We start from the raw sequence: 20,766 nt of genomic DNA, 5'->3' as shown, positions 1-20,766 counted from the left end.
CACGCGGGAGAGGGAGCCTGACAGATGTGCTTCCCTTACGTCCCGCACTCCCACCGCTGTAATCTCTCCGTCATGGAATTTTTCTAGGTCTTGGCGCGCCTGCGGCGCATTGTCGCTGTGACCTGAGGAGGCTCCCCATGACGATCCGGTTCTCGCGAAATCTCACCCGCCGACGCTTTCTCTCCACGGCGGCTGCGGCCGGCGCCGGCGTGATTGCGATGCCCTATCTGTCGCGCGCCGCCGACCGTCCCGTGATCACCCATGGCGTGCAGTCCGGCGATGTCGGCGTCGACGGCGGCGTGGTGTGGGCGCGCGCGGACCGGCCGTCGCAGATGATGGTCGAGGTCGCGACCACTGAATCGTTCAAGGACGCCCATACGCTGCCGCCGATCACGGCGCTGCCCGAGAGCGACTTCACCGCCAAGATGCTGCTGGAGAACCTGCCCTCCGGCCAGGACATCTTCTATCGCGTCCGCTTCCGCGACCTCGCCCATATCGACATCGTCGGCGAGCCGGTGGTCGGACGCTTCCGCACCGCGCCGAGCGATCGCCGCGACGTCTCCTTCGTGTGGGGCGGCGATGTCGCCGGCCAGGGCTGGGGCATCAATCCCGACGACGGCGGCATGATCACCTTCGCCGCGATGAAGAAGCACGCTCCGGATTTCCTTCTGCACTCCGGCGACACGATCTACGCCGACGGCGTGATCCCGTCCGAGGTGAAGCTTCCCGACGGCAAGATCTGGAAGAACGTCACGATCCCCGAGAAGGCCAAGGTCGCCGAGACGCTCGACGAATACCGGGCCGCCCACAAGTATAACTTCCTCGACAACAACGTCCGCGCCTTCAATGCCGAGGTGCCGATCTTCGTGCAGTGGGACGATCACGAGGTGACCAACAACTGGTCGCTGTCGAAGCAGCTGCCGGCGGTCTACAAGGAGCGCGACATCACCGTGCTCGCGGCGCGCGCGGCAAAGGCCTTCCACGAGATGTATCCGATGCGCGAGAGCATCGTCGAGCCGGGCCGCGTCTATCGCACGCTGAGCTACGGTCCGCATCTCGACGTCTTCATGCTCGATGAGCGCAGCTATCGCGGCCCCAACGGCCCGAACCTGCAGGAGCAGTACGGCCCCGACGCCTATTTCATCGGCCCGGACCAGATGGCCTGGCTGAAGCGCGCGCTGCTCAACTCGCGCGCCACCTGGAAGGTGATCGCCTCCGACATGCCGCTCTCGCTGATCGTCTATGACGATGCCGCCAACAAGAAGGGCTCGGAAGCCTTTGCGCAGGGCGATGGCCCGGCGCGCGGCCGCGAGCTCGAGATCGCTGACATCCTGCGTTTCATCAAGACCGCGGGAATCGTCAACACGGTGTGGCTGACCGCCGACGTGCATTACGCCGCCGCGCACTACTACAACCCGAACAAGGCCCAGTTCCAGGAGTTCGATCCGTTCTGGGAATTCGTCTCCGGCCCGCTGCATGCCGGCACGTTCGGTCCGAACGAGCTCGACAACACCTTCGGCCCCGAGGTCAAGTTCATCAAGGCGCCGGGCGAAGGCAACCAGAACCTGCCGCCGTCGGCGGGCATGCAGTTCTTCGGCCACGTCAAGATCGACGGCAAGAGCGGGCAGATGACGGTGAGCCTGCGCGACCGCGTCGACGCCGAGCTGTGGGCGATCACCCTCGACCCGAAGCCGGTCTAGTGTGCTGAATGCGAAGTTCGTGCGATTTCGCGGCAGCCACTTTCACGAACTTCGCATTCATAAAGCACACTAGAATCATAAGTTTGCTAGTGTCCTTATCGAATCCGAAGTTCGCTCCGAAGGTGCGGCAAATGATGCGAACTTCGGATTCGGGACACTAGTTCGGTCCCAGCCAGGACGGAACCGGACTCTTCGTCTTGACGGCCTTGCCAAGGCGCGGCAACGCGATTGCCGGGGATGGACCTCCCCGGCATCTTCCGGTACCGATGTCAGAGCCGTTATGCTGGGGGCCCGGAGGGGCGGAGCATGAGGCGCTGCGAATTCTTTCGCGTGCTCGGTGGTAGCGTTGCGAGGTTTCGGCCTCGCCGCTTGTTGGTCGTCGCGATCGCAGTGTTCGCGCTGCTGCCGATCGAAGTCAGCGATGCCGGCTGGCTGCCCGATCTCTTCAAGAGCTCACCCAAGCATGCCAAGTCGCCGAAGCGCGCGAAGGCGACAAGGGCCGGCAAATTGGCGAGGCACCGCGCTCCACCCAAGCACCGCGCCATGCGGCTGGCCGCCCTTGGGCCAGTCACCCTGCCGCTTTCAGCTCTCAAGCCGGCCGCTGCCAAATGCGATCCCGCGACGTTCCGGATCGTGCTGGATGTCGGACATACCGCGCAATCGGAAGGCGCGATCAGCGCGCGGAATGTCGCCGAGTTCACCTTCAACCTGCGCCTTGCGAAGCTGATCGAGGAGAGGTTGAAGGCCGAAGGCTTTGCCGAAACCAGGCTACTGCTGACCGAAGGCAAAGCGAGACCGAGCCTCTTCAAGCGGGTCGCCGCCGCCAACAATCTGCACGCGGATCTGCTGCTGTCGATCCACCATGACTCCGTGCCCAACAAGATGCTCGAGGACTGGGAGTTCGAGGGCAAGAAAAGCCACTTCAGCGACCGCTTCAGCGGCTACTCCGTGTTCGTCTCCCGGGACAATCCGGACTTCAAGACCAGCCTCCGGTTCGCCGAACTGGTCGCCGGGGAAATGAAGGCCCAGGGCCTGCATTATGCCGAGCAATACAGCCAGGCCATCATGGGTCGTTACCAGCACCCGTTGCTGAACAAGGATACCGGCGTCTACAGCAATGATGAACTCATCGTGCTGAGAAAGACCGCGATGCCCGCGATCCTGCTGGAGGCGGGCTCGATCATCAACCGGGACGAGGAACGCGAGATGGACTCGCCCGAGCGCCAAAACCTCATCAGCAGCAGCGTCGCTTCCGCCGTGAAGGAATTCTGCGAGCCGCGATGGGCGCTGCTCGGTCCACCCTGACGGCCGAGCGATCAACTCCTCCTCAGCCCGGCTTGCCCGACTTGATCTCCGTGAACTTGGCAAGCGCCTGCTCGAACTTGGCGTTGAACAGCCACATCGCATCGAGGATCTCGCGGAAGGTCGCGGATGTTCTTGCCCGGTCGGCCCGGCCGAACGCGAAGACGCTGTTGTTGCGCAGATATCGCATGATCCTGGGATCGGAAATTCTGTAGCCGACGAGGTTGCCCGATTTGAGCGCTGCCCTGGTCGGCGTGGGAATGATCTGGATCAGCTCAAAGACCTTCATCTGATCGATCGGGTCCGGCAGCGCTTTCTGGATCGCCGCGACCTGCGGGAAAAGTTCGGCGTGTGCGTTCATGAGGCCGTCCCGCACGGCGGTCCAGTGATTGAACCTGTGGTCGAGGTTGCCGACCCGCGCCTCTTCCCGGTCGTCGCGACGGCTCAGTGCAGGATCGAGCGTCGCGATCGACCCCTTGATGGCGGCCCATTTCCTTCGGCCGTCGCGATCCTCGGACGGGCCGGTCTGCAGGCTTCCTTTATAGGTGTTCGATCGTGCATTGCCCGCATTCTGCTTGCCGTTCGTCTCGGCAAAGAAGAGGCCGAGGCTGATACGGCCCGCGACGGCGGCGTCGGCGGCGTCAAGACCCTTGGCCCGCGCGATCACCGTCGCCAGATCGACCACGTCCTTGAATGGCGTATCGGATGTTTGCGCACCGGCGGGCGGGGCCTCCATGACGTCGAAGAGCTTCCTGTACTCATCGAGCAGCGGCTCATTGTCGGCGTTGAAGTAGGCCGGGGGGATTCCGAATCTGTTGGGTCTTCCAATCCTGGACGGAAGCGCATCGGTGAGGTCCTTGTAGGCGCTCATCATCTCGACACGGGCCAGATAGATCGCCTGGCCCGGCAAGTCGGGCAGCGGCTGCTTCGAATCGATCTGCGCGCGGCGCTGGCGCAGGATCGACTCGAAGCCCTTCAGGGCTTTGTCATAGGTCTCAAGCGCGGCCGATTGCTCGCTCGAGAGTGCGGCCGGCGTAGCGAGAGCTGGCGACACGAAGCGACCGACGACGGCCGAGCCGAACGGCGGCGCTAGCAGCAGCCCGAGAGCGAGCGCGGCTGCGGGCGCGGCAAATATCCTGATCACCATGACGCTTTCCCGAAGCGCTTGCGTCGCCGAATCCGACAGGTCGGATCGTAGACGACGAGCCCGCCGACGGCGAGGCCGAAGCCGGCAATGCGTCAACGTCCGTTTCGCAGCGCCGCCTCCAGCGCCTCGCTCGAGCACGGCTTGGTCAGTCGCGGCTTGTCGGCGAGCGATGCCGGCAGCCGGATATCCGCACCGTAACCCGTGACGAAAGCGAACGGCACCTTCAGCACATCCAGCCGCTCGGCGATCGCGAACGTCTTCTCGCCCCTGACGAGGCCGACGTCGAGCAGCGCGAAATCCGGCGCGCGTTCGGCGATCAGCTCGAGCGCCCGGGCGACGTTCGCGGCGGTGCGCACCGTCCGGGCGCCGAAGCCGAGGATGGTGTCCTCGAAATAGAGCGAGATGATCGGATCGTCCTCAACCACGAGGACGTCGCCGGGCATGCCGGCATTGGGGGTGAAGTCCATGGCGTGCCAGTTTCCGTTTTTTAAAGCATGGATGAAAAGACCGGATCAGTCCGGCCGGATTGGCCCGCGACCGGCGCCTGAAAGCACGCCGGCTGTTCCCGAGGTGAAACCCATCACATCGCGGGCTGCCGCGTCTGTTCACTAGTGAACATAAATCCGGGAACTTTCCGATTATGGTCCGCGTTGGGTTCTCAGGATTTCCAATGATCACGAAACGGACCGAGTTGGCCGGGACGAGTGACCGGCCGTTCAACAATCTTTTGCGCCGGCTGAACGCCGCCGATTACGAACTGATCGCGCCGCACCTTGCCTTGGTCGAGGCCGCGGCCGGCGATCTGCTCTACAATCCCGGCGACGACGTCCAGACCGTGCATTTTCCATGCGGGCCGAGCCTTGCGTCCTACATGGTGCCCAATGAGGACGGCCGCGATGTCGAGACCATCCTGGTCGGTCGCGAGGGCGCGGTCGGCGGCATCGTCAGCCAGGGCTTCCTGCCGGCCTACACCCGCATCACCGTCAAGTTCGGCGGCCCGTTCGCCCGGCTGCCGGTCAGCAAGCTCGACGCCGCCAAGCTGACGTCGATCTCCGTGCGCAACATCTTCGCGCGTTATGCCGACTGCATGCTGGCGCAGATTTTCCAGTCGACCGCCTGCAATGCGATCCACTCGATCGAGCAGCGCGCGGCGAAATGGATCATCTCGGCGATGGAGCGCACCAATGGCAACGGCATGGTGCCGCTTACCCATGAACAGCTCTCGACCTTGCTTGGCGTCGGCCGCAGCTACACCAGCCGCGTGATCCAGAACTTCAAGGCGGAAGGCGTGCTGGAGACGCGTCGCGGCGCGATCGTGATCCGCGACGCGGACAAGCTGCGGCAGCGCTCCTGCCTGTGCAACGACGCCGTCAAGGATCATTTCGAGGAAGTGCTGCGCGGCGTGTATCCCAGCGAGGACAACCCGGCGAACTAGGGTGTGTTTCGTCGCATCCGCCATGCTTCCGGAAGCCGACGCTAAACCCGACATCGCCGTAGGGGTTCGTCCTATCGCCCCGACCCCGCGCGCTTAATGAGCGCTTAACGCTTTTGCGCAACAGATAGGATCACCAGCGCGGAATTAGTCCTAGTTATGAGTGCGAGCCGAGCTCCCGAGGAGGGGAATCGGATGGGACTGCTTGTTGTCGGAGCGCTGGCAGGAATCCTGGTCGGCTTTGGCTGGTTTGCGCCTTCCCGAGGGTATTTCCTTGGGTGTGGGTCAAGACCCTGTTTCGACAAGGTTGCAGCCGCCCGACCCACAGAGCCAATGCCGGCGGCGTTAGCGCCTGCGCCTGCGATCGTCAAATCGAATTCTGCAACCCCGGCAAAATCCGGCAGGAGACCATCATCGAAGAAACACGGACCGCCCGACCTCGCCAAGGCGGCGTCCCCGCGGACGAGGATCAACGTCCCGACACCGGAACACGCCGCGGACACAGCAGATCCTGTCCTCACCAAAGCGAAGGTCACGATTGCGGCGCAGATAGAGGATCCGGGATCGGCCGAATTCAGCGACATGAAGCGCGCCATGCGAAAGAACACGTTCGGACGCGCCGTGGACACGATTTGCGGGCGCGTGAAAGGAAGAAGTGCGTCGGGCGGAGAGACTGGAGGGAGGCCGTTTCTGTATCTTGTGAAGGAGGATGAAGCATATGTCGTCGACGGCAAGTCGGGGTCGGCGGCGTCAACGGCGTATCGAAATATCTGCAAATAGGGGATGCGTCGACCGCGCCGCGGCGCGCGTCCAAATGATTTGATCGGAAAGAATTTCCACCGAGGCGCCAGGCTATCCCGCAATGGATGCGATCCTGATGTCGGGGCTGCGCGTGATGATGCATTCAGGATGAATGCCGCAACGGTAAATGCGCAATACGGATCGATGGGACTGTCGCAGAAATTCTTTTCATTCCGAGGAAATCATGGACGACATAACCTCAAAACGGCTCAATGGAGCGCTTCACGTACCGGTTCTGGTGATCATCGAGCCGCACCTGTTGCCGCGCACATGTATTCTCAACGTCCTCAGACGGGAATTGGCCGACTTCGAGATCCTCGACATGGCAACGGTCCAGGGCCTGGACTGCATGTCGGCCCGCGACGTTCGTCTGGTGCTGCTGAGCATCGCGGACAAGCCCATCGGCGATCCCTCGGTCGAGGACGATCTTGCCTTCGTGGCCGAGCACTGTCCCAACGCCGCCGTCGCAATCCTGTCGAACCATGACGACGAGCCGACCGCACAAGCCGCGATGCAGCGGGGTGTTCGCGGCTTTCTTCCCACCTCGCTACCAATCGAGGTCGTCATAGCCGGCCTGCGCCTTGTTCTTGTCGGCGGCGTCTACAGGCCGTTGCCGGTCGCCGAAATGAACAGGATGCCGGGTTTCGATCCGCCGGACGCGCGCGGGCTTGCGTCCGCATATCTGATGAACGAGGCAGCCAGGGCGGCCATCGACAGGAGCGATCTCACGCCCCGAGAGCAGCACGTTCTGGCGGAATTGGAGCTCGGCCTGCCCAACAAGCTGATCGCAGCCAAATTGAAGCTCTCGGAAAGCACCGTCAAAATGCACATTCAGCATATCATGAGGAAATGTGCCGCTCACAATCGCACGGAAGCGGTCCTCCGCTGGCGCGGCCGGTCGCTCGCGCAGAATCGCGATCACGACCCGGGCACAGCCCCAATGCCGGAGACCTAGTCACCCTGAGCGGGATCAATCCTCTCTGAATGCACCGCGGAAGCTGTCGAGCAGGGGCCTGAGCGCGTAAAGTGCGACGGTACCGCGCCCCGTGGTGATGAACACCTGAACCGGCATACCGGGGACGATCTGGAAGTCGTTTGCGGCGATCTGCGCGTCGTCGATCCGGATCTTGGTCGCGTAGTATGGCTGGTCGGTACGCTTGTCGAGTAGCCGGTCTGCCGATACGTGCACGACGGTTCCCTTCAGGCGCGGTACGCGACGCTGATTGTACGGCACGAGATGCACCTCGGCATTGAGGCCGGGATGAACCACATCAATGTCCTCGGGCCTCAGGCGGGCGGTCACGATGAGGCGGTCTTGCCGCGGCACCAGCTCCATGAGCGGAGCACCCGCCCCGATGACGCCGCCCGTCGTATGAATCCGCAAGTCGGTTATCACGCCGTCCTCAGGCGCCTTCACCTCCGTTCGCGATAGCTGATCCCTGGCCGCAAGCAACCGCTCGCGGAGCTGGAATATCTGGTTCTGTGCTTCACGAAGCGACTGTGCGATCTCGTTCTGCCTATCGCTCTCGAGCTTGAACAAGGTGGCCTGCTGCTCGCTGATGACCTGCCCGGCGCGAGAAATCTGCGCGGTGATTTCGCCGCGGCGACCTTCAACGTCGGCCAGTTCACGTTGCAGGTTCAGAAGTCGCGGCCGCCGTTCGAGTCCCTTGTTCACGAGCGTCGTAACCATATCCAGTTCTTCCCGGACGATGTCGACGCGCTGCCCGGTGGCGTTCTGCTGAGCCTTGAGACCTTCGATCTCCCTCTCGACTTGAAGCCTCCGTTCGCGAATGACCGCAAGCTGCGACTCATGAACCTGCCGGCGCGCCTGAAAAATGAACTGCTGCGCCGATACTGCGGCGGCGGCCACCCCATTTCGCTTGCTGTCCTGTTCCAGCGCGCTCGGGATTGCGATGCTCTCAAAGTTCTGCTGCTCGGCCTGAAGCCGTGCGGCACGAGCAATTGCGTCCCACAACTGGCCTTGAAGGCTTTGCACCTCCGAACCGGGCCGGGTGTCGTCCAGCGCGATCAGCGTCTGTCCGCTTCGCACGATATCGCCGTCCGCAACCAGGATCTTCCTGACGATCCCACCTTCCAGGTGCTGAATCGTCTTGCGGCTCGATTCTGATTCCACCACGCCGGAAGCGATCGCGGCGCTCTCGAGAGGCGCGAGGCACGCCCATGTGCCAAGCCCCAGCATGAAGCAGAGCACCAGCAGGTTGCCCGCCAGGGTGATACCGCGAAGCCGTCTACGCGGGGAGATGGGTGTCGGGGTCGCACACCATGGATATTCGAGGGGCTCGAAATCGTCGATCGCGGTAACCACGACTCCGAGCCGTCCGGCGAGCGGGGGGCTTGCCGGCGTTCGCACGAGCTGGTCCCAGATCGTGGGTAACCTCGATATCGTCGGAAGCTTCCAGATGGTGAGAGGGTTCCGGATCATGGCGCGGTCCGCGATGTAACCTGGGGTCGGCTCAGGTGCCGCTCAAAGATTTCCTCGCTGTCGCCGAAAGCGACGACCGCCCCCTCTTCCATAATGGCAATCTTGTCTGTGGCTGCGAGGAGACCCATACGATGAGTGACGACGACCAGGATGACACCGGCGAGCTTCATGCGCTCGATAGCGTCCAGCAGCATTCGCTCGCCCCCGTAATCGAGACTGGCATTCGGTTCGTCGAGAACGATCAGGCGTGGACCGCCGAAAAAGGCCCGGGCAAGACCGAGGCGCTGCCGATATCCGCGCGAGAAGGATTTTTCACGGTGAATCACCGTGTCGTACCCGTTCGGCAGACGCATGATCGCCTCATGAATTCCGACCAGCTTGGCCGCTTCCACGACCTTCCGCCGATCGGCATCATCAAGCCGTGCGATGATATCGCTTATCGTATCGCCGAGCAGGTCGATGTCCTGGGGGAGATAACCGAGACGGTGACCGCTTAGGCCCTCGCGAAGCAGCGAGACGTCGGTATTGTCGAGCAGGACACAGCCATGGGTTGGCGTCGACAGCCCGGCAATCACCCGGCCAAGCAGCGACTTGCCTGACCCGGACGCACCGATAACGCCAAGGCATTCTCCGCGCGCGAGCGTGAACGAGACACCGTTCAGCAGAAGGTGGTTGGTCCCCGATAGCCTCACGCCGACGTTGTCGACAACGAGACCGCTCGATGCTTGCCGCTGCGAAACCTCCGGATCCTGCCGTCCGGCGGCGGCGGGGGACGCGGCGAGAACCGCGCCGAGCCGCTGACAGGCACTCACGGCCGTCCTGAGTGACTTCCAGCCTGCGATCGCACTTTCGACCGGCGCGAGCGCGCGGCTGAACATCAGTGTCGAAGCAAAAATGATCGCCGGACTCTTTCCGTGATCGAGGACAAGCCACGCGGCAGCCCCCATTATCAACACCTGCGACAGCGCGCGGACCGGCTTGGTGACCAGCATCACGATCTCGCTTCGCCGGACTGCCACATCGTGCTCTCTGCGTGCCTCCTGCGCGTCATGGTAGATCGTGCGCGCAGCGCTATCGAGCATTCCCATGGCGCGGATCATGTGGATGTTGCCTGCGGCGGCCTGGAGGCGGCCGTAGCTTCTGGACAGCGCGGCGCCGGATCTGAGCAGAACGTCCTCGGTAACCAGATCTCCGGCAACCGTGAGAGCGAAGAGGAAAGCCACGCAGCAGGCGCCTACCACGCCAAGCAGGGGATGGATGAGAAAGAGGACCAGGAGGAACAGGGGCGCCCAGAGTGCGTCGAACAGCATCGGACATGCGCCGGAATCGATGAACTGGCGCAGCACGGTGAGATCCCGATAGGCGTCCGACGCCCGCGTCCAATCGCTGCGAAACGCGGATTCGAGGCTGGCCGAAAGCACGCAAGGACGGAGCCGATCGTCGAGCCAGGCGCCAAGGCGACCCAGGACAGCGCGCCGCAAGGCATCGAACACGCCGCCGACCACGACCGTGATCGCGACAATGAGCGTGAGCAGGAGCAGCGTGTCGCCGCTCCGGCTCGACAACACCCTGTCGTAGATCTGAAGAAGGTAGATGGAGGGCGCAAACAAAAGCAGGTTGTAGCTGCAGCTATACGCGAATACGAGACCAAGCGGTCCCGCACAGGACCAAAGGGCCGCGTGCAGTGGCGTCGAGATCTGCGGCAGGACAGGCAACCGAATGGGCGGCATCAGCATGATCGTCACCGCCTGAAATCGAAGTCCGGCGCACTTGCCCGACAGCCAACGCGATCTGCCAAGAAGCGCATCGGCAGGGCATCGGCGGGGCATCGGCTTGAACTGCGGGACCGGCAGCAAAGGCCGCCGGTCCCGCCACGGTCGGACGAGCCGATGGTCAGAATGTATCGAGGTGGAAGCTCACTTCTCCACCCAGCGCGGCGTTGCCGTCTCCGCCATTGCCGCCGATGCCGGCCAGGACCTCCTGGTGCTGGTCCACCGCGAGCTTGTTGATCTGGGTGGCATCCGTATTGGCGTATACCTTGGAGGTATCGTGGCCGCTGTAGGATTTCTGGCTTCCGTTCGACTCGGCGCTTCCGCCATGGGCCTTCGCAAACACCGAGGCCGTCGCGTTCGCGCCGCCGGCGTCCCAATCTGCCGTCTGAGTGACGTGGTCGCCGGTGTTCACATGCACATCGGCGCCTTCTGCCTTGTTGGTTGGATCGAAGTTGAGGGTCGGCTTGCTGATGATAGCTCCCTTGAAGGTACCGTCGCCGCCATTTCCGACACTTTGACCACCGGTGTTGATCGATTTGAATTCGATCGAATCCGAGATGCTGATCGCCTTGGGCAACATTTGAGCCTCCGTCCTTGTGTTGGCTGTCGTGCATCATCCATCCCGATCAGGCGGACGCGCACGGGCGAGTCTGATCCAGCGATGCGCGCTGCCGATAGATGTCAAATCGGACACCATCCGGGTCGGTCGACCTACGTACGAAAGTATGACATTCGTCGCGCAACATCGGAGCTCGAAACATCGGGGAGGACGACTCCGCGCGAGATTTGCATGCGCAGGGAGTCCGCTACCTTGCGACCCGCCTGCGCGAGCGGCGCGATGTTTCGCTATGCCAACAGGTGAAGATCGGACAGAAGATGGGCGGAAAGATCGCCACCCAGCGCGAGATTGCCGAAGCCGCCGTCCCCACCAAGTCCGGCAATCTGGACCGCACTCTGGTCGATGTGCACGTTGTTGACCTGGTCGGCCACGGCCGTCGAATGGGGCCCCGCGATTGCGATATTGATGGGTGCATAGATCGCGACGCTGACATCGATCAGGCTGCCGGCAAAATAGCCGTTGCCGCCGTTGCCTGCGCCGTTCGAGCCGGTCGCAATCGTGTCGGAGCCGCCCCACAAGCCGTGGGAAAGAAGGCTTGCATGGCCGCCCGTCGCGGCGTTGCCATTGCCGCCGTGCCCGCCCATGGCGGCGATCTGAAGTACGGATTGATCCACGTCGGCGTCATTCGTCTGGACTGAATGAACGTTGGAGCCATAGCCCGCGACTGCGATGTTGATCGGGTCGTACACCAAGATCGAGGAATGCACGAGACTCCCGTAGGACGCGCCGTCGCCGCCATTGCCGGCCTGACTCCCGCCCGTTTGAACGTCCCAGACGCTTCCTCCGTTGCTTGATCCCCAACTGGGGTCGAGCGTGATGATGCTGCCGCCGAAGGCCACATTGCCATTTCCGCCACTGCCGCCGACGCCCGCGATCTGCGTGGCCGATTGATCGATGTCGACTGTGTTCGATTGACTTGCATAGGCCGTGCCGCCTGAGCTCGCCACCGCAATATTGATCGGATGATAGATCACCACCGGAGCGTCCACCAACGCACCCGAGAAATAGCCGCTGCCGCCGTTTCCGGCGCCGTTGTCGCCGCTCCCGATCACGCCGGGGCCCAGGGAAGCACTGATGCTGCCTCCCGATGCAAGGTTGTCATTCCCACCATGTCCGCCGACGCCGGCCATCTGAAAGGCGGATTGATCGACATTCAAATCGTTGGACTGGTTGGCCACGGCGGCCGAGCCGTATCCCAAACTCACCGAAATGTTGATCGGTTCATAGATCAACAGGGATGCGTGAATGATACCTCCGTAAAAGTAACCGTCTCCGCCGTTCCCGGCGGTGTTCGCCCCGCTCTCGATCGAAGCGATGCCCGTCGCGGAATGGGATGCGCCGGCAGCAGGCTTCGTTGCCGAAGCATCCAGGCTCGCCGCAGTGTGGTTGCCGACGTGGCCGCCCGTGTCGACCCCCGACGCGGTGGGATGGTCGGATTGGCCCGGGCCAGAGTCATAAGGCGGGGAATTCGACGTCGCGGGATGCGCATCGAGCCCTGCAAACGGGCCGCTCGGTGCCGGACCCGACTCGTCGTCACCATCGTGCCCATCGTGGTGATGAGAGGCGTGATGCAGCCGGATCCCATCCGACATCCGCGAAAAATCCATCGTAGCCTTCCTCATCGCAATCGCTCCGCGCAATCGGGACGGGTCCTGCACTCCGGACAGAATGTCATCCTGGGAAGGTCGAAAGCCCAGCCGTCAGTTCGGATATAGCGCTTCGGATGGACGCCGTAACATCGGCTATATCCGTTCTGCGCGGTTACAGCCTTTGTCGTTTTGCGCGGGCCGGCGTCGCCGGCGTGGTCCATCAGCCCGCCGCTCCCAGGCGGACGGGTTGATAACCTCGTTCCGCCATTGCAATCGGGAAGCCGCTATCGCGGACCGCGAAAACCGCGCTACACTCGCCTCATGAGTGGGGCTGAACTTCACGCCGTCTTCGACGTTGCAGCATGGGGCGCGGCCGCGCTCGCCATGTGGTGGCTGTCGCGCCGGCGCGGGCTGCAATTCCCCCGGCAATCCTTCGAGCTGCCCTACATCGCCGCGCTGGTGTTCGGCGCCGGGATTGGCGCCTACATTTTCGGCACGCTGAACCTGTGGTTCTCGGGCATGGCGGGCGTCGCCCGCTCGGTCGAGGGCGCGCTGGCCGGCGGCATCGTCGCGATCGAGCTTTACAAATGGCGACACGGGATTTCGCTGCGCACCGGCGCGCGGTTCGCGCTGCCGCTTGCGATCGGCGTCGCGGTCGGCCGTCTCGGCTGCTATTTCGCGGGGCTCGAGGATTTCACCTATGGCACGCCGACCACGCTGCCTTGGGGCCATGATTTCGGCGACGGCGTGCTGCGCCATCCGGTGCAGCACTACGAGAGCCTGGCGATGGCGGCGTTCGCGGCCTTCTATGTCTGGGCCGTATTGAACCGAAATGCCGCCGTCATCACCAACGGATTCTACCTCGTGCTGTTCTACTACGGACTGCAGCGCTTCCTGTGGGAATTCATCAAGCCCTATGGCGCGCTGATCGGACCATTCTCGCTGTTTCACCTGCTGTCGCTGTTTGTCATGATTTACGCCGCCGTCATGCTGGCGACGGCGCCGAATGTGAGCTTGAAGCATGAACGCGCCGCTGCGTAAGGCACGCCCTTACATCTTCTGGGGCCAGACCCAGTCGCTATGCGAAACCTGCCTGGCCCTGGTGCCGACCAAGATCCAGATATCAGGCAACGAGGTCTGGTACGAGAAGCGCTGCAAGCAGCATGGCGTGCAGTCGACGCTGGTCTCGACGGATGCGGCCTATTGGCGGCTGTGCAAGGATTTCATCAAGCCCGGCGACCGGCCGCTCGCGTTCCAGCGCCACACCGAATTCGGCTGCCCCTATGATTGCGGGCTGTGCCCCGACCACGAGCAGCACTCCTGCCTGGCGCTGATCGAGATTACCGAGCATTGCAATTTGACCTGCCCGGTGTGCTTTGCGGATTCCTCGCCGGCACGCTCGAGCTTCACGCCGCTGGCAAAGATCGAGAAGATGCTGGACGCGCTGGTCGCGAGCGAGGGCGAGCCCGACCTGGTGCAGATCTCCGGCGGCGAGCCGACGCTGCATCCGGATTTCTTCGCCATTCTGGATGCGGTGCGCGCCCGCCCGATCCGCCATGTCATGATCAACACCAACGGCCTCAGGATCGCGCGCGAGCCCGACTTCGTGGCGAAGTTCGCCGAGAACAAGCGCGGGCTTGAGATCTATCTGCAGTTCGATTCGCTGCAGCGCGAGGCGCTGGTCAATCTGCGCGGCGCGGACTTACGCAAGATCCGCCAACAGGCACTGGAGAATCTCGAGCGCCACGGCGTCTCGACCACGCTGGTCGCGACCATCAAGCGCGGCGTCAACGACGGCGAGATCGGCGACATCGTCCGTCACGCGCTGACCTGGAAGTGCGTCCGCGGCGTCACGCTGCAGCCGGTGCAGGATGCCGGCCGCAACGAGCATTTCAACAAGGACACCGACCGCATCATGCTGTCGGAGATCCGCCGGCGCGTGATCGAGACCGGGGTGTTCGGCGCTGACGACATGATCCCGTTGCCCTGCAATCCCGAGAGCATCTCGATCGGCTACGGCCTGCGCAACGGCGACAAGGTGCTGCCGCTGACCTCGCTGATCCCGCAGGAGCAGCTCATCGCCGTGATGCCCAACACCATCAGCCCGGAGAAATATCCGGTGTTGCGGGAGAAGTTTGTCGACCTGTTCTCGCTGTCGTCGGGGCCGCTGAACACCTCGGAGCGGGTCTGCGAATTGCTGTGCTGCCTGCCGAGCTTCGAGGCGCCGGAGGGGCTGACCTACGAGAACGTGTTCCGCGTCACCATCGTGCAGTTTCTCGACCGCTTCAATTTCTGCGTCGGCAACGTCAAGCGAAGCTGCATCCACTTCGTCACCGAGAGCGGCGCGATCATCCCGTTCGACACCTACAATCTGTTCTACCGTGACGGCAAGATCGACGGCATCCGCGCCGCGCTGGCCGGCCAGACCTATCGAGAGGCACGGCAAAGCGAGGAGGTGCCGCGATGAGCGAGACCAATCCACCGCCCATCCCGCCTGCACCACCGGAGCCACCCTACAAATACGTCCCGCCGCCGCCGTCGCCACGCAGCGGCTGCGCCACGGCGTTCATGGTGCTGTTCGGGCTGGTCCTGCTGCTGCCGGGGCTCTGCGCCCTGCTGTTCGGGTTCGGCGTCCTGAGCGAGTCGAAGACCGATCCCTCCATTCTTTTCCTGATCCTGCTCGGGCTCGCGGTCTGCTTCGCCGGCGTGATGCTGATCCGCGCCGCGATTAAGGGACGCTAGTCCGGGGTATCGTGAGCAGTTTTCAGCAAAACCCGGAACAGAGACAGCGCAACGGCTGCCTGACCGCCCTCATGCTGGTGGTAGGGGTGATCCTGCTGATCCCGGGGGTCCTGTGCGCCATTCTCAACGCCAAGATGGGCGCCGGGGCCGGCGGCGACCCCATCACCATGTTCGTGATATTGGTGGCGCTGGGCGGGCTTGGCCTGATCGTGTTCGCGATTACCCGGAAGTAAGACCTGAAAGCCCTTCAAAACCCGCCTTTGGAACCAAAATCAGCCCTCCAAACAGCCAATAAATCATTGTTTTTTGGCGTTTTCTGACTATATTGCGCCGCAACGCGCAAGGTGCCCGGTCCTCTGACCGGGCTTCCTTTTTGGGGTGATGCGTCCCCGTCAAATTTCTTGGGTATGAGCGTGATCCGGGCCCGAATGGGCCACGCGAGCGAGCGGCCGGCCAAACTGGTCCGGCGAGATCGCGCATCTGACCATTGCACGACCAGAAGAAGAGCCATGAACCTTCGCAACGTCGCCATCATCGCCCACGTCGACCACGGCAAGACCACCCTCGTCGACCGCCTGCTGCAGCAATCCGGCACCTTCCGCGAGAACCAGAAGGTCACCGAGCGCGCCATGGACTCCAACGACCTGGAGCGCGAGCGCGGCATCACCATCCTGGCCAAGGCCGCCTCGGTGCAGTGGAAGGACATCCGCGTCAACATCGTCGACACCCCCGGCCACGCCGACTTCGGCGGTGAGGTCGAGCGTATCCTCAACATGGTGGACGGCGCGCTGGTGCTGGTCGACGCCGCCGAGGGCCCGCTGCCGCAGACCAAGTTCGTGGTGTCGAAGGCGCTCAAGATCGGGCTGAAGCCGATCGTCGTGATCAACAAGGTCGACCGTCCCGACGCACGCCCGACCGAAGTCATCAACGAGGTGTTCGACCTGTTCGCCGCGCTCGACGCTAGCGAGGAGCAGCTCGACTTCCCGATCTTGTACGGGTCGGCCAAGCAGGGCTGGATGGCGGAGAGCCCGGAGGGTCCGAAGGACCTCGGCATGCAGCCGCTGTTCGACCTGATCGTGCGTCACGTCGAGCCGCCGAAGGTCGAGGAAGGTCCGTTCCGCATGATCGGCACCATCCTCGAGGCCAACCCCTATCTCGGCCGCATCATCACCGGCCGCATCTCTTCGGGCTCGATCAAGCCGAACCAGCAGGTCAAGGTGCTGTCCGCCGACGGCAAGCTGATCGAAAGCGGCCGCCTGACCAAGATCCTCGCCTTCCGCGGCCTTGAGCGCACCCCGCTCGAGGAGGCCGAGGCCGGCGACATCGTCGCGATCGCGGGTCTCACCAAGGGCACCGTTGCCGACACCTTCTGCGATCCCACCGTCGAGACGCCGTTGCCGGCGCAGCCGATCGATCCGCCGACGGTGTCGATGTCGTTCATCGTCAACAACTCGCCGCTCGCCGGCACCGAAGGCGACAAGGTGACCTCGCGCATGATCCGCGACCGCCTGATGCGCGAGGCCGAGGGCAATGTCGCGCTGCGCGTCGTCGAGGCCGCCGACAAGGATTCCATGGAAGTCTCCGGACGCGGCGAATTGCAGCTCGCGATCCTGATCGAGACCATGCGCCGCGAGGGCTTTGAGCTCTCGGTGTCGCGCCCGCGCGTCGTGCTGCAGAAGGACGAGGCGACCGGCGCCTGGCAGGAGCCGATCGAGGAAGTCGTGATCGACGTCGACGAGGAGCATTCCGGCGTCGTCGTGCAGAAGATGAGCGAGCGCAAGGCCGAGATGATCGAGATGCGCCCGTCCGGCGGCAACCGCCTGCGGCTGGTGTTCTACGCGCCGACCCGCGGCCTGATCGGCTACCAGGGCGAACTGCTCACCGACACCCGTGGCACCGCGATCATGAACCGCATCTTCCACGGCTATGCCGCCTACAAGGGCGAGATCCAGGGCCGCCGCAACGGCGTGCTGATCTCCAACGACCAGGGCGAAGCGGTGGCCTATGCGATGTTCAAGCTGGAAGACCGCGGCCCGATGATGATCGAGCCGGGCTGGAAGGTCTACAAGGGCATGATCGTCGGCGAGCACACCCGCGACAACGACCTCGAGATCAACGTGCTGAAGGGCAAGCAGCTCACCAACATCCGCACCACCTCGAAGGACGAGGCGGTGCGCCTGACGCCGCCGATCCGGATGACGCTGGAAAAGGCGCTCGCCTATATCGAGGACGACGAGCTCGTCGAGGTGACGCCGAAGTCGATCCGGCTGCGCAAGAAGCACCTCGACCCGAACGACCGCAAGCGCGCCGAAAAGGCCAAGGAAGCTGTAGCTTAAGCGGTGGCGTAGTAGCCTGTCGTGCCCCGGCTTGTCCGGGGCATCCAGTACGCCGCGACCTGTCGGCTTGAGCTCCTCTGTCTCTGGAATACGGATCACCCGCCTTCGCCTGCGCGGGTGATGACAGTCATGCATGTGGCGGCTTCAGGCCCGGCGGCGGACGTGCTAGAGCCGGGACATGACTTCCCTTCCCTCCACGGTCGATGTCGCCATCATCGGTGCCGGCGCCGCAGGCCTCGGTGCCGCGAATGCGCTGAAGGACTCTGGCCTCTCCACGATCGTGCTGGAAGCCCGCGACCGCCTCGGCGGCCGCGCGCATACGATTCAGGCCGCGCCTGACGTGGTGTTCGACGTCGGCTGCGGCTGGCTGCACTCGGCCGACCAGAACAGCTTTGTCGGCATCGCCCGGCAACTCAACTTCGAGCTCAACAAGGACCTGCCGCCGTGGCGCGAGCGCGCCTACGGCGAGGCATTCCCGCAGGCCGCTCGCGACGACTTCACGCACGCACTCGACCAATTCTACGACCGCATCGAGCAGGCCGCGCGGCACGGCAAGGACTGCCCGGCCAGCCTGTACCTCGAGCCCGGCAACCGCTGGAACCCGATGATCGATGCGATCTCCACCTATGTGAACGGCTGCGAGCTCGACCAGGTTTCGATCCTCGATGTCGACGCCTATGAAGACACCGACATCAATTGGCGGGTGCGGCGCGGCTATGGCGCACTGGTCGCGGCCTATGGCGCGCAGGTGCCGGTCGCGCTGAACTGCGAGGTCAAGCTGATCGATCACTCCGGCAAGCGCATCCGCATCGAGACCTCGCGCGGCGTGCTTGAGGCGGACAAGGTGATCGTCACCGTGCCGACCAACCTGATCGCCGATCAGGCGATCCGCTTTTCACCTGCGCTGCCGGACAAGCTCGACGCCGCGCGCGGCCTGCCGCTCGGCCTTGCCGACAAGGTGACGCTGGCGCTCGCCGAGCCCGAGGCGCTGCCGAAGGAAGGCAATCTGCGCGGCGCCACCATGCGCACCGAGATGGGCACCTATCACATCCGTCCGTTCGGCCAGCCGTGCATCGAAGGTTTCTTCGGCGGCCGTTTTGCGCAACAGCTTGAAAATGCCGGCGACGGCGCCATCGCCGCGCACAGCATCGACGAGATCGTCTCCTTCCTCGGCAATGATTTCCGCCGCAAGCTGAAGCCGCTCAGCGAATCCCGCTGGGCCCACGACCCGTTCGCCCGCGGCTCCTACTCGCACGCACTGCCCGGCCACGCGGATAAGCGCGCCGTGCTGGCCGCGCCGATCGACGGCCGGCTGTTCTTCGCCGGCGAAGCGACCTCGCCCGAGTTTTTCTCGACCGCGCACGGCGCGCGGGATTCGGGAGAGCGGGCGGCGCGGGAAGTGGTGGCGACCAACCGACCAGAATAGTTGCCCAGCAGTGAGGCCGTCTCACTTTTTGAAAACAACGTCTCTGTGGAATTTCAGATAGTGCGGGTTTGGATAAAGGGTCTGATCTTTCGGAAGATTGATCAATCCGCTTTGATTGAGAAGCCTAACGGCATCTTCGGGAACGTGATTCTTGGAAACTAGTATCTTGTAATCGTCGCCAATCGAGATCAGTCCTCGATCAAACATCCAGTGCACTGTTCCGGACAACGCCAGCCCGTTTCGAACTGAGTCGGGCCCGTTTGACGCCACTGGCTGAATGTGTGCGGCCTGCACTTCGGGCCGGCCCCCGCCGTTGATCAACCGCAAACCTGTAATGGCACATCTATTGGCATAGGCCGCTCGTACACTATGCATAAATGATTTTTCTCGAAACGGCCGGGAAACAACCATTTCGACAACTGGTCGTTCGAACGGTGTCGGCGGTTCAGAATATCCAAGTGGCGACGGCGCCTCCGGCGAAGGCACCTCGCCAAGAATTGGCGCAAACCCAGCTCGCAAGATCCGGTCGAATTCATTATCGGGGATGAGCCGTACAGCTCGACCAAACGCACCCTTGTTGGTGCTGCCATCATCCTTCTCGAGTGCACTCTCGTAGTATTCGCCCTGCTCCTGAAACGGGACGACCGTGTCGAAATCCAGATACGTCGCGCCATCGATAATTGCAAAGTAATGGTCTGGTAGTTCGACGTCTTCAATCACTGAACTAACGCGAGCGACACCGAAATAAGATTGACGACCTCCCCTACTTGAAAGGTCAGAGCTCGATCTTCGTGGTTCGTAGTAGACGATGTAGTCGCCGACAGTCTGCTGGACATAATTTAGGTATGTGCGCGGAAAGTGATACCTCTCTTCGGGCAGGTCCTTGTAGCTCGGTGTAACCTTTGAAGTAAAAACTGCCTTGGTCATAAACGAAACCTTCGCGCACAACTATCTCAACGCCATTCAATCTAAAGTAGCTCCTACTATTTGGATAGTCTCCGACCTTCGGCCTCTACTCCAGCACCCTCGCCCGCATGTCGGCGTCGGGCACGAAGCACGTCTCGTACTTCCCGAAGATGCGATAGCGGTTGCGGGCGATCAGGCTGTAGACGGCGTCGCGCAGCGGCTTGGGGACCGCGAACAGCGTGCGGGTCCAGCGCCAGCCGGGCAGATGGCTCAGCACCGTCAGCGCCGCATCGGATTTCATATAGGCGACGCCGCCATGGACGACGGCGTTGGTGTCGGGGTCGTCAGGATCGATGCCGAAGCTCTTCGCCAGCCGCGTGCCGTAGCCGGACTGGATCGGCGTGAAGCGAAAGCGGCGTGCCGTGTCGCGGGCGATGACGAAGCGGACCCAGCGCGAGCAGAAGATGCAGACGCCGTCATAGAGGATCACGTCGTCGTCGGGCCAAGTGCTCATCTCGATTCCCTCAACGCGTTTTCTTCACGCGAACCGG

The 20,766-nt window shown here is 63.1% G+C and carries 19 protein-coding genes; 11 read left to right on the top strand and 8 right to left on the bottom strand.

Going from position 1 to position 20,766, the window contains the following annotated elements; genetic code table 11:
* Positions 1 to 137: 137 nt before the first annotated feature.
* Complete coding sequence (locus QA635_RS01700) at positions 138 to 1,700, top strand: alkaline phosphatase D family protein (protein WP_283066434.1); 1,563 nt, start codon at positions 138 to 140, stop codon at positions 1,698 to 1,700.
* Between the two features lie 543 nt (positions 1,701 to 2,243).
* A complete protein-coding gene (locus QA635_RS01695) occupies positions 2,244 to 3,005 on the top strand; it encodes an N-acetylmuramoyl-L-alanine amidase family protein (protein ID WP_425249226.1) in 762 nt (253 codons plus the stop codon).
* 22 nt (positions 3,006 to 3,027) lie between these two features.
* Here the strand turns inward: QA635_RS01695 and QA635_RS01690 are convergent, their stop codons facing one another.
* Positions 3,028 to 4,149 (bottom strand): hypothetical protein, encoded by a 1,122-nt coding sequence (locus QA635_RS01690; protein WP_283066432.1) that lies wholly within the window; start codon positions 4,147 to 4,149, stop codon positions 3,028 to 3,030.
* 92 nt (positions 4,150 to 4,241) lie between these two features.
* Positions 4,242 to 4,616 (bottom strand): response regulator, encoded by a 375-nt coding sequence (locus QA635_RS01685; protein WP_283066430.1) that lies wholly within the window; start codon positions 4,614 to 4,616, stop codon positions 4,242 to 4,244.
* A gap of 203 nt (positions 4,617 to 4,819) precedes the next feature.
* Here QA635_RS01685 and QA635_RS01680 point away from each other — a divergent pair, with 203 nt between their 5' ends.
* The 3 genes from QA635_RS01680 to QA635_RS01670 all read left to right on the top strand — a co-directional run bounded on the left by QA635_RS01680 (position 4,820) and on the right by QA635_RS01670 (position 7,337).
* Positions 4,820 to 5,584: a Crp/Fnr family transcriptional regulator gene (locus QA635_RS01680; protein WP_283066428.1), complete on the top strand. Its 765-nt coding sequence runs from the start codon at positions 4,820 to 4,822 to the stop codon at positions 5,582 to 5,584.
* Positions 5,585 to 5,776: 192 nt separating this feature from the next.
* Complete coding sequence (locus QA635_RS01675) at positions 5,777 to 6,361, top strand: hypothetical protein (RefSeq protein ID WP_283066427.1); 585 nt, start codon at positions 5,777 to 5,779, stop codon at positions 6,359 to 6,361.
* A 205-nt stretch (positions 6,362 to 6,566) separates the two neighbouring features.
* Positions 6,567 to 7,337: a response regulator transcription factor gene (locus QA635_RS01670; protein WP_253605580.1), complete on the top strand. Its 771-nt coding sequence runs from the start codon at positions 6,567 to 6,569 to the stop codon at positions 7,335 to 7,337.
* A gap of 15 nt (positions 7,338 to 7,352) precedes the next feature.
* On the opposite strand, the gene QA635_RS01665 is transcribed toward QA635_RS01670, so the two are convergent.
* The 4 genes from QA635_RS01665 to QA635_RS01650 form a co-directional block, all read right to left on the bottom strand.
* Positions 7,353 to 8,825 (bottom strand): HlyD family type I secretion periplasmic adaptor subunit, encoded by a 1,473-nt coding sequence (locus tag QA635_RS01665; RefSeq protein ID WP_425249120.1) that lies wholly within the window; start codon positions 8,823 to 8,825, stop codon positions 7,353 to 7,355.
* The gene (locus QA635_RS01660; protein ID WP_283066423.1) at positions 8,822 to 10,561 is read right to left on the bottom strand and encodes a type I secretion system permease/ATPase; all 1,740 of its coding nucleotides are present in this window, start codon (positions 10,559 to 10,561) and stop codon (positions 8,822 to 8,824) included. The genes QA635_RS01665 and QA635_RS01660 overlap by 4 nt, the downstream gene beginning before the upstream one ends.
* Positions 10,562 to 10,718: 157 nt before the next feature.
* Positions 10,719 to 11,177, bottom strand: coding sequence for a hypothetical protein (locus QA635_RS01655; RefSeq protein ID WP_028343759.1), 459 nt, complete (start codon positions 11,175 to 11,177; stop codon positions 10,719 to 10,721).
* Positions 11,178 to 11,443: 266 nt separating this feature from the next.
* The gene (locus tag QA635_RS01650) at positions 11,444 to 12,823 is read right to left on the bottom strand and encodes a hypothetical protein (protein WP_283066421.1); all 1,380 of its coding nucleotides are present in this window, start codon (positions 12,821 to 12,823) and stop codon (positions 11,444 to 11,446) included.
* 303 nt (positions 12,824 to 13,126) lie between these two features.
* Between QA635_RS01650 and QA635_RS01645 the strand changes: the two genes are divergently transcribed.
* From QA635_RS01645 to QA635_RS01620, 6 genes are all read left to right on the top strand, one after another.
* Positions 13,127 to 13,846 carry a prolipoprotein diacylglyceryl transferase gene (locus QA635_RS01645; RefSeq protein ID WP_283066419.1) on the top strand — a complete coding sequence of 240 codons (720 nt, stop codon included), beginning with the start codon at positions 13,127 to 13,129 and terminating at the stop codon, positions 13,844 to 13,846.
* Positions 13,827 to 15,272: a radical SAM protein gene (locus QA635_RS01640; protein WP_283066417.1), complete on the top strand. Its 1,446-nt coding sequence runs from the start codon at positions 13,827 to 13,829 to the stop codon at positions 15,270 to 15,272. The genes QA635_RS01645 and QA635_RS01640 overlap by 20 nt, the downstream gene beginning before the upstream one ends.
* Positions 15,269 to 15,547, top strand: a complete 279-nt coding sequence (locus QA635_RS01635; RefSeq protein ID WP_229160663.1) for a hypothetical protein — start codon at positions 15,269 to 15,271, stop codon at positions 15,545 to 15,547. Before QA635_RS01640 ends, QA635_RS01635 begins: the two co-directional genes overlap by 4 nt.
* An 11-nt stretch (positions 15,548 to 15,558) precedes the next feature.
* Positions 15,559 to 15,780: a hypothetical protein gene (locus tag QA635_RS01630; RefSeq protein ID WP_283066413.1), complete on the top strand. Its 222-nt coding sequence runs from the start codon at positions 15,559 to 15,561 to the stop codon at positions 15,778 to 15,780.
* A gap of 276 nt (positions 15,781 to 16,056) precedes the next feature.
* The gene (typA, locus tag QA635_RS01625; RefSeq protein ID WP_016847242.1) at positions 16,057 to 17,883 is read left to right on the top strand and encodes a translational GTPase TypA; all 1,827 of its coding nucleotides are present in this window, start codon (positions 16,057 to 16,059) and stop codon (positions 17,881 to 17,883) included.
* Positions 17,884 to 18,061: 178 nt separating this feature from the next.
* On the top strand, positions 18,062 to 19,309 hold the full coding sequence (locus QA635_RS01620) for a flavin monoamine oxidase family protein (RefSeq protein ID WP_283066410.1): 1,248 nt from the start codon (positions 18,062 to 18,064) through the stop codon (positions 19,307 to 19,309).
* A 21-nt stretch (positions 19,310 to 19,330) separates the two neighbouring features.
* Here the strand turns inward: QA635_RS01620 and QA635_RS01615 are convergent, their stop codons facing one another.
* Complete coding sequence (locus tag QA635_RS01615; RefSeq protein WP_283066408.1) at positions 19,331 to 20,236, bottom strand: HNH endonuclease; 906 nt, start codon at positions 20,234 to 20,236, stop codon at positions 19,331 to 19,333.
* Between the two features lie 85 nt (positions 20,237 to 20,321).
* Positions 20,322 to 20,729: a thiol-disulfide oxidoreductase DCC family protein gene (locus QA635_RS01610; RefSeq protein ID WP_092087810.1), complete on the bottom strand. Its 408-nt coding sequence runs from the start codon at positions 20,727 to 20,729 to the stop codon at positions 20,322 to 20,324.
* Positions 20,730 to 20,766: the final 37 nt, after the last annotated feature.

It is taken from the genome of Bradyrhizobium brasilense (assembly GCF_029714345.1).
GTDB lineage: Bacteria > Pseudomonadota > Alphaproteobacteria > Rhizobiales > Xanthobacteraceae > Bradyrhizobium > Bradyrhizobium australafricanum.
This window is presented reverse-complemented; position numbering and strand designations above follow the sequence as displayed.

Bases quoted from the DNA above. Each gene is read 5' to 3' on its own strand.
- QA635_RS01675 (WP_283066427.1), top strand. From the start codon at position 5,777: ATGGGACTGCTTGTTGTCGGAGCGCTGGCAGGAATCCTGGTCGGCTTT.
- QA635_RS01695 (WP_425249226.1), top strand. From the start codon at position 2,244: ATGCGGCTGGCCGCCCTTGGGCCAGTCACCCTGCCGCTTTCAGCTCTC.
- QA635_RS01635 (WP_229160663.1), top strand. From the start codon at position 15,269: ATGAGCGAGACCAATCCACCGCCCATCCCGCCTGCACCACCGGAGCCA.
- QA635_RS01685 (WP_283066430.1), bottom strand. From the start codon at position 4,616: ATGGACTTCACCCCCAATGCCGGCATGCCCGGCGACGTCCTCGTGGTT.
- QA635_RS01680 (WP_283066428.1), top strand. From the start codon at position 4,820: ATGATCACGAAACGGACCGAGTTGGCCGGGACGAGTGACCGGCCGTTC.
- QA635_RS01690 (WP_283066432.1), bottom strand. From the start codon at position 4,149: ATGGTGATCAGGATATTTGCCGCGCCCGCAGCCGCGCTCGCTCTCGGG.
- QA635_RS01645 (WP_283066419.1), top strand. From the start codon at position 13,127: ATGAGTGGGGCTGAACTTCACGCCGTCTTCGACGTTGCAGCATGGGGC.
- QA635_RS01670 (WP_253605580.1), top strand. From the start codon at position 6,567: ATGGACGACATAACCTCAAAACGGCTCAATGGAGCGCTTCACGTACCG.
- QA635_RS01620 (WP_283066410.1), top strand. From the start codon at position 18,062: ATGACTTCCCTTCCCTCCACGGTCGATGTCGCCATCATCGGTGCCGGC.
- QA635_RS01665 (WP_425249120.1), bottom strand. From the start codon at position 8,825: ATGATCCGGAACCCTCTCACCATCTGGAAGCTTCCGACGATATCGAGG.
- QA635_RS01650 (WP_283066421.1), bottom strand. From the start codon at position 12,823: ATGGATTTTTCGCGGATGTCGGATGGGATCCGGCTGCATCACGCCTCT.
- QA635_RS01640 (WP_283066417.1), top strand. From the start codon at position 13,827: ATGAACGCGCCGCTGCGTAAGGCACGCCCTTACATCTTCTGGGGCCAG.
- QA635_RS01655 (WP_028343759.1), bottom strand. From the start codon at position 11,177: ATGTTGCCCAAGGCGATCAGCATCTCGGATTCGATCGAATTCAAATCG.
- QA635_RS01615 (WP_283066408.1), bottom strand. From the start codon at position 20,236: ATGACCAAGGCAGTTTTTACTTCAAAGGTTACACCGAGCTACAAGGAC.
- QA635_RS01660 (WP_283066423.1), bottom strand. From the start codon at position 10,561: ATGCTGATGCCGCCCATTCGGTTGCCTGTCCTGCCGCAGATCTCGACG.
- typA (WP_016847242.1), top strand. From the start codon at position 16,057: ATGAACCTTCGCAACGTCGCCATCATCGCCCACGTCGACCACGGCAAG.
- QA635_RS01700 (WP_283066434.1), top strand. From the start codon at position 138: ATGACGATCCGGTTCTCGCGAAATCTCACCCGCCGACGCTTTCTCTCC.
- QA635_RS01610 (WP_092087810.1), bottom strand. From the start codon at position 20,729: ATGAGCACTTGGCCCGACGACGACGTGATCCTCTATGACGGCGTCTGC.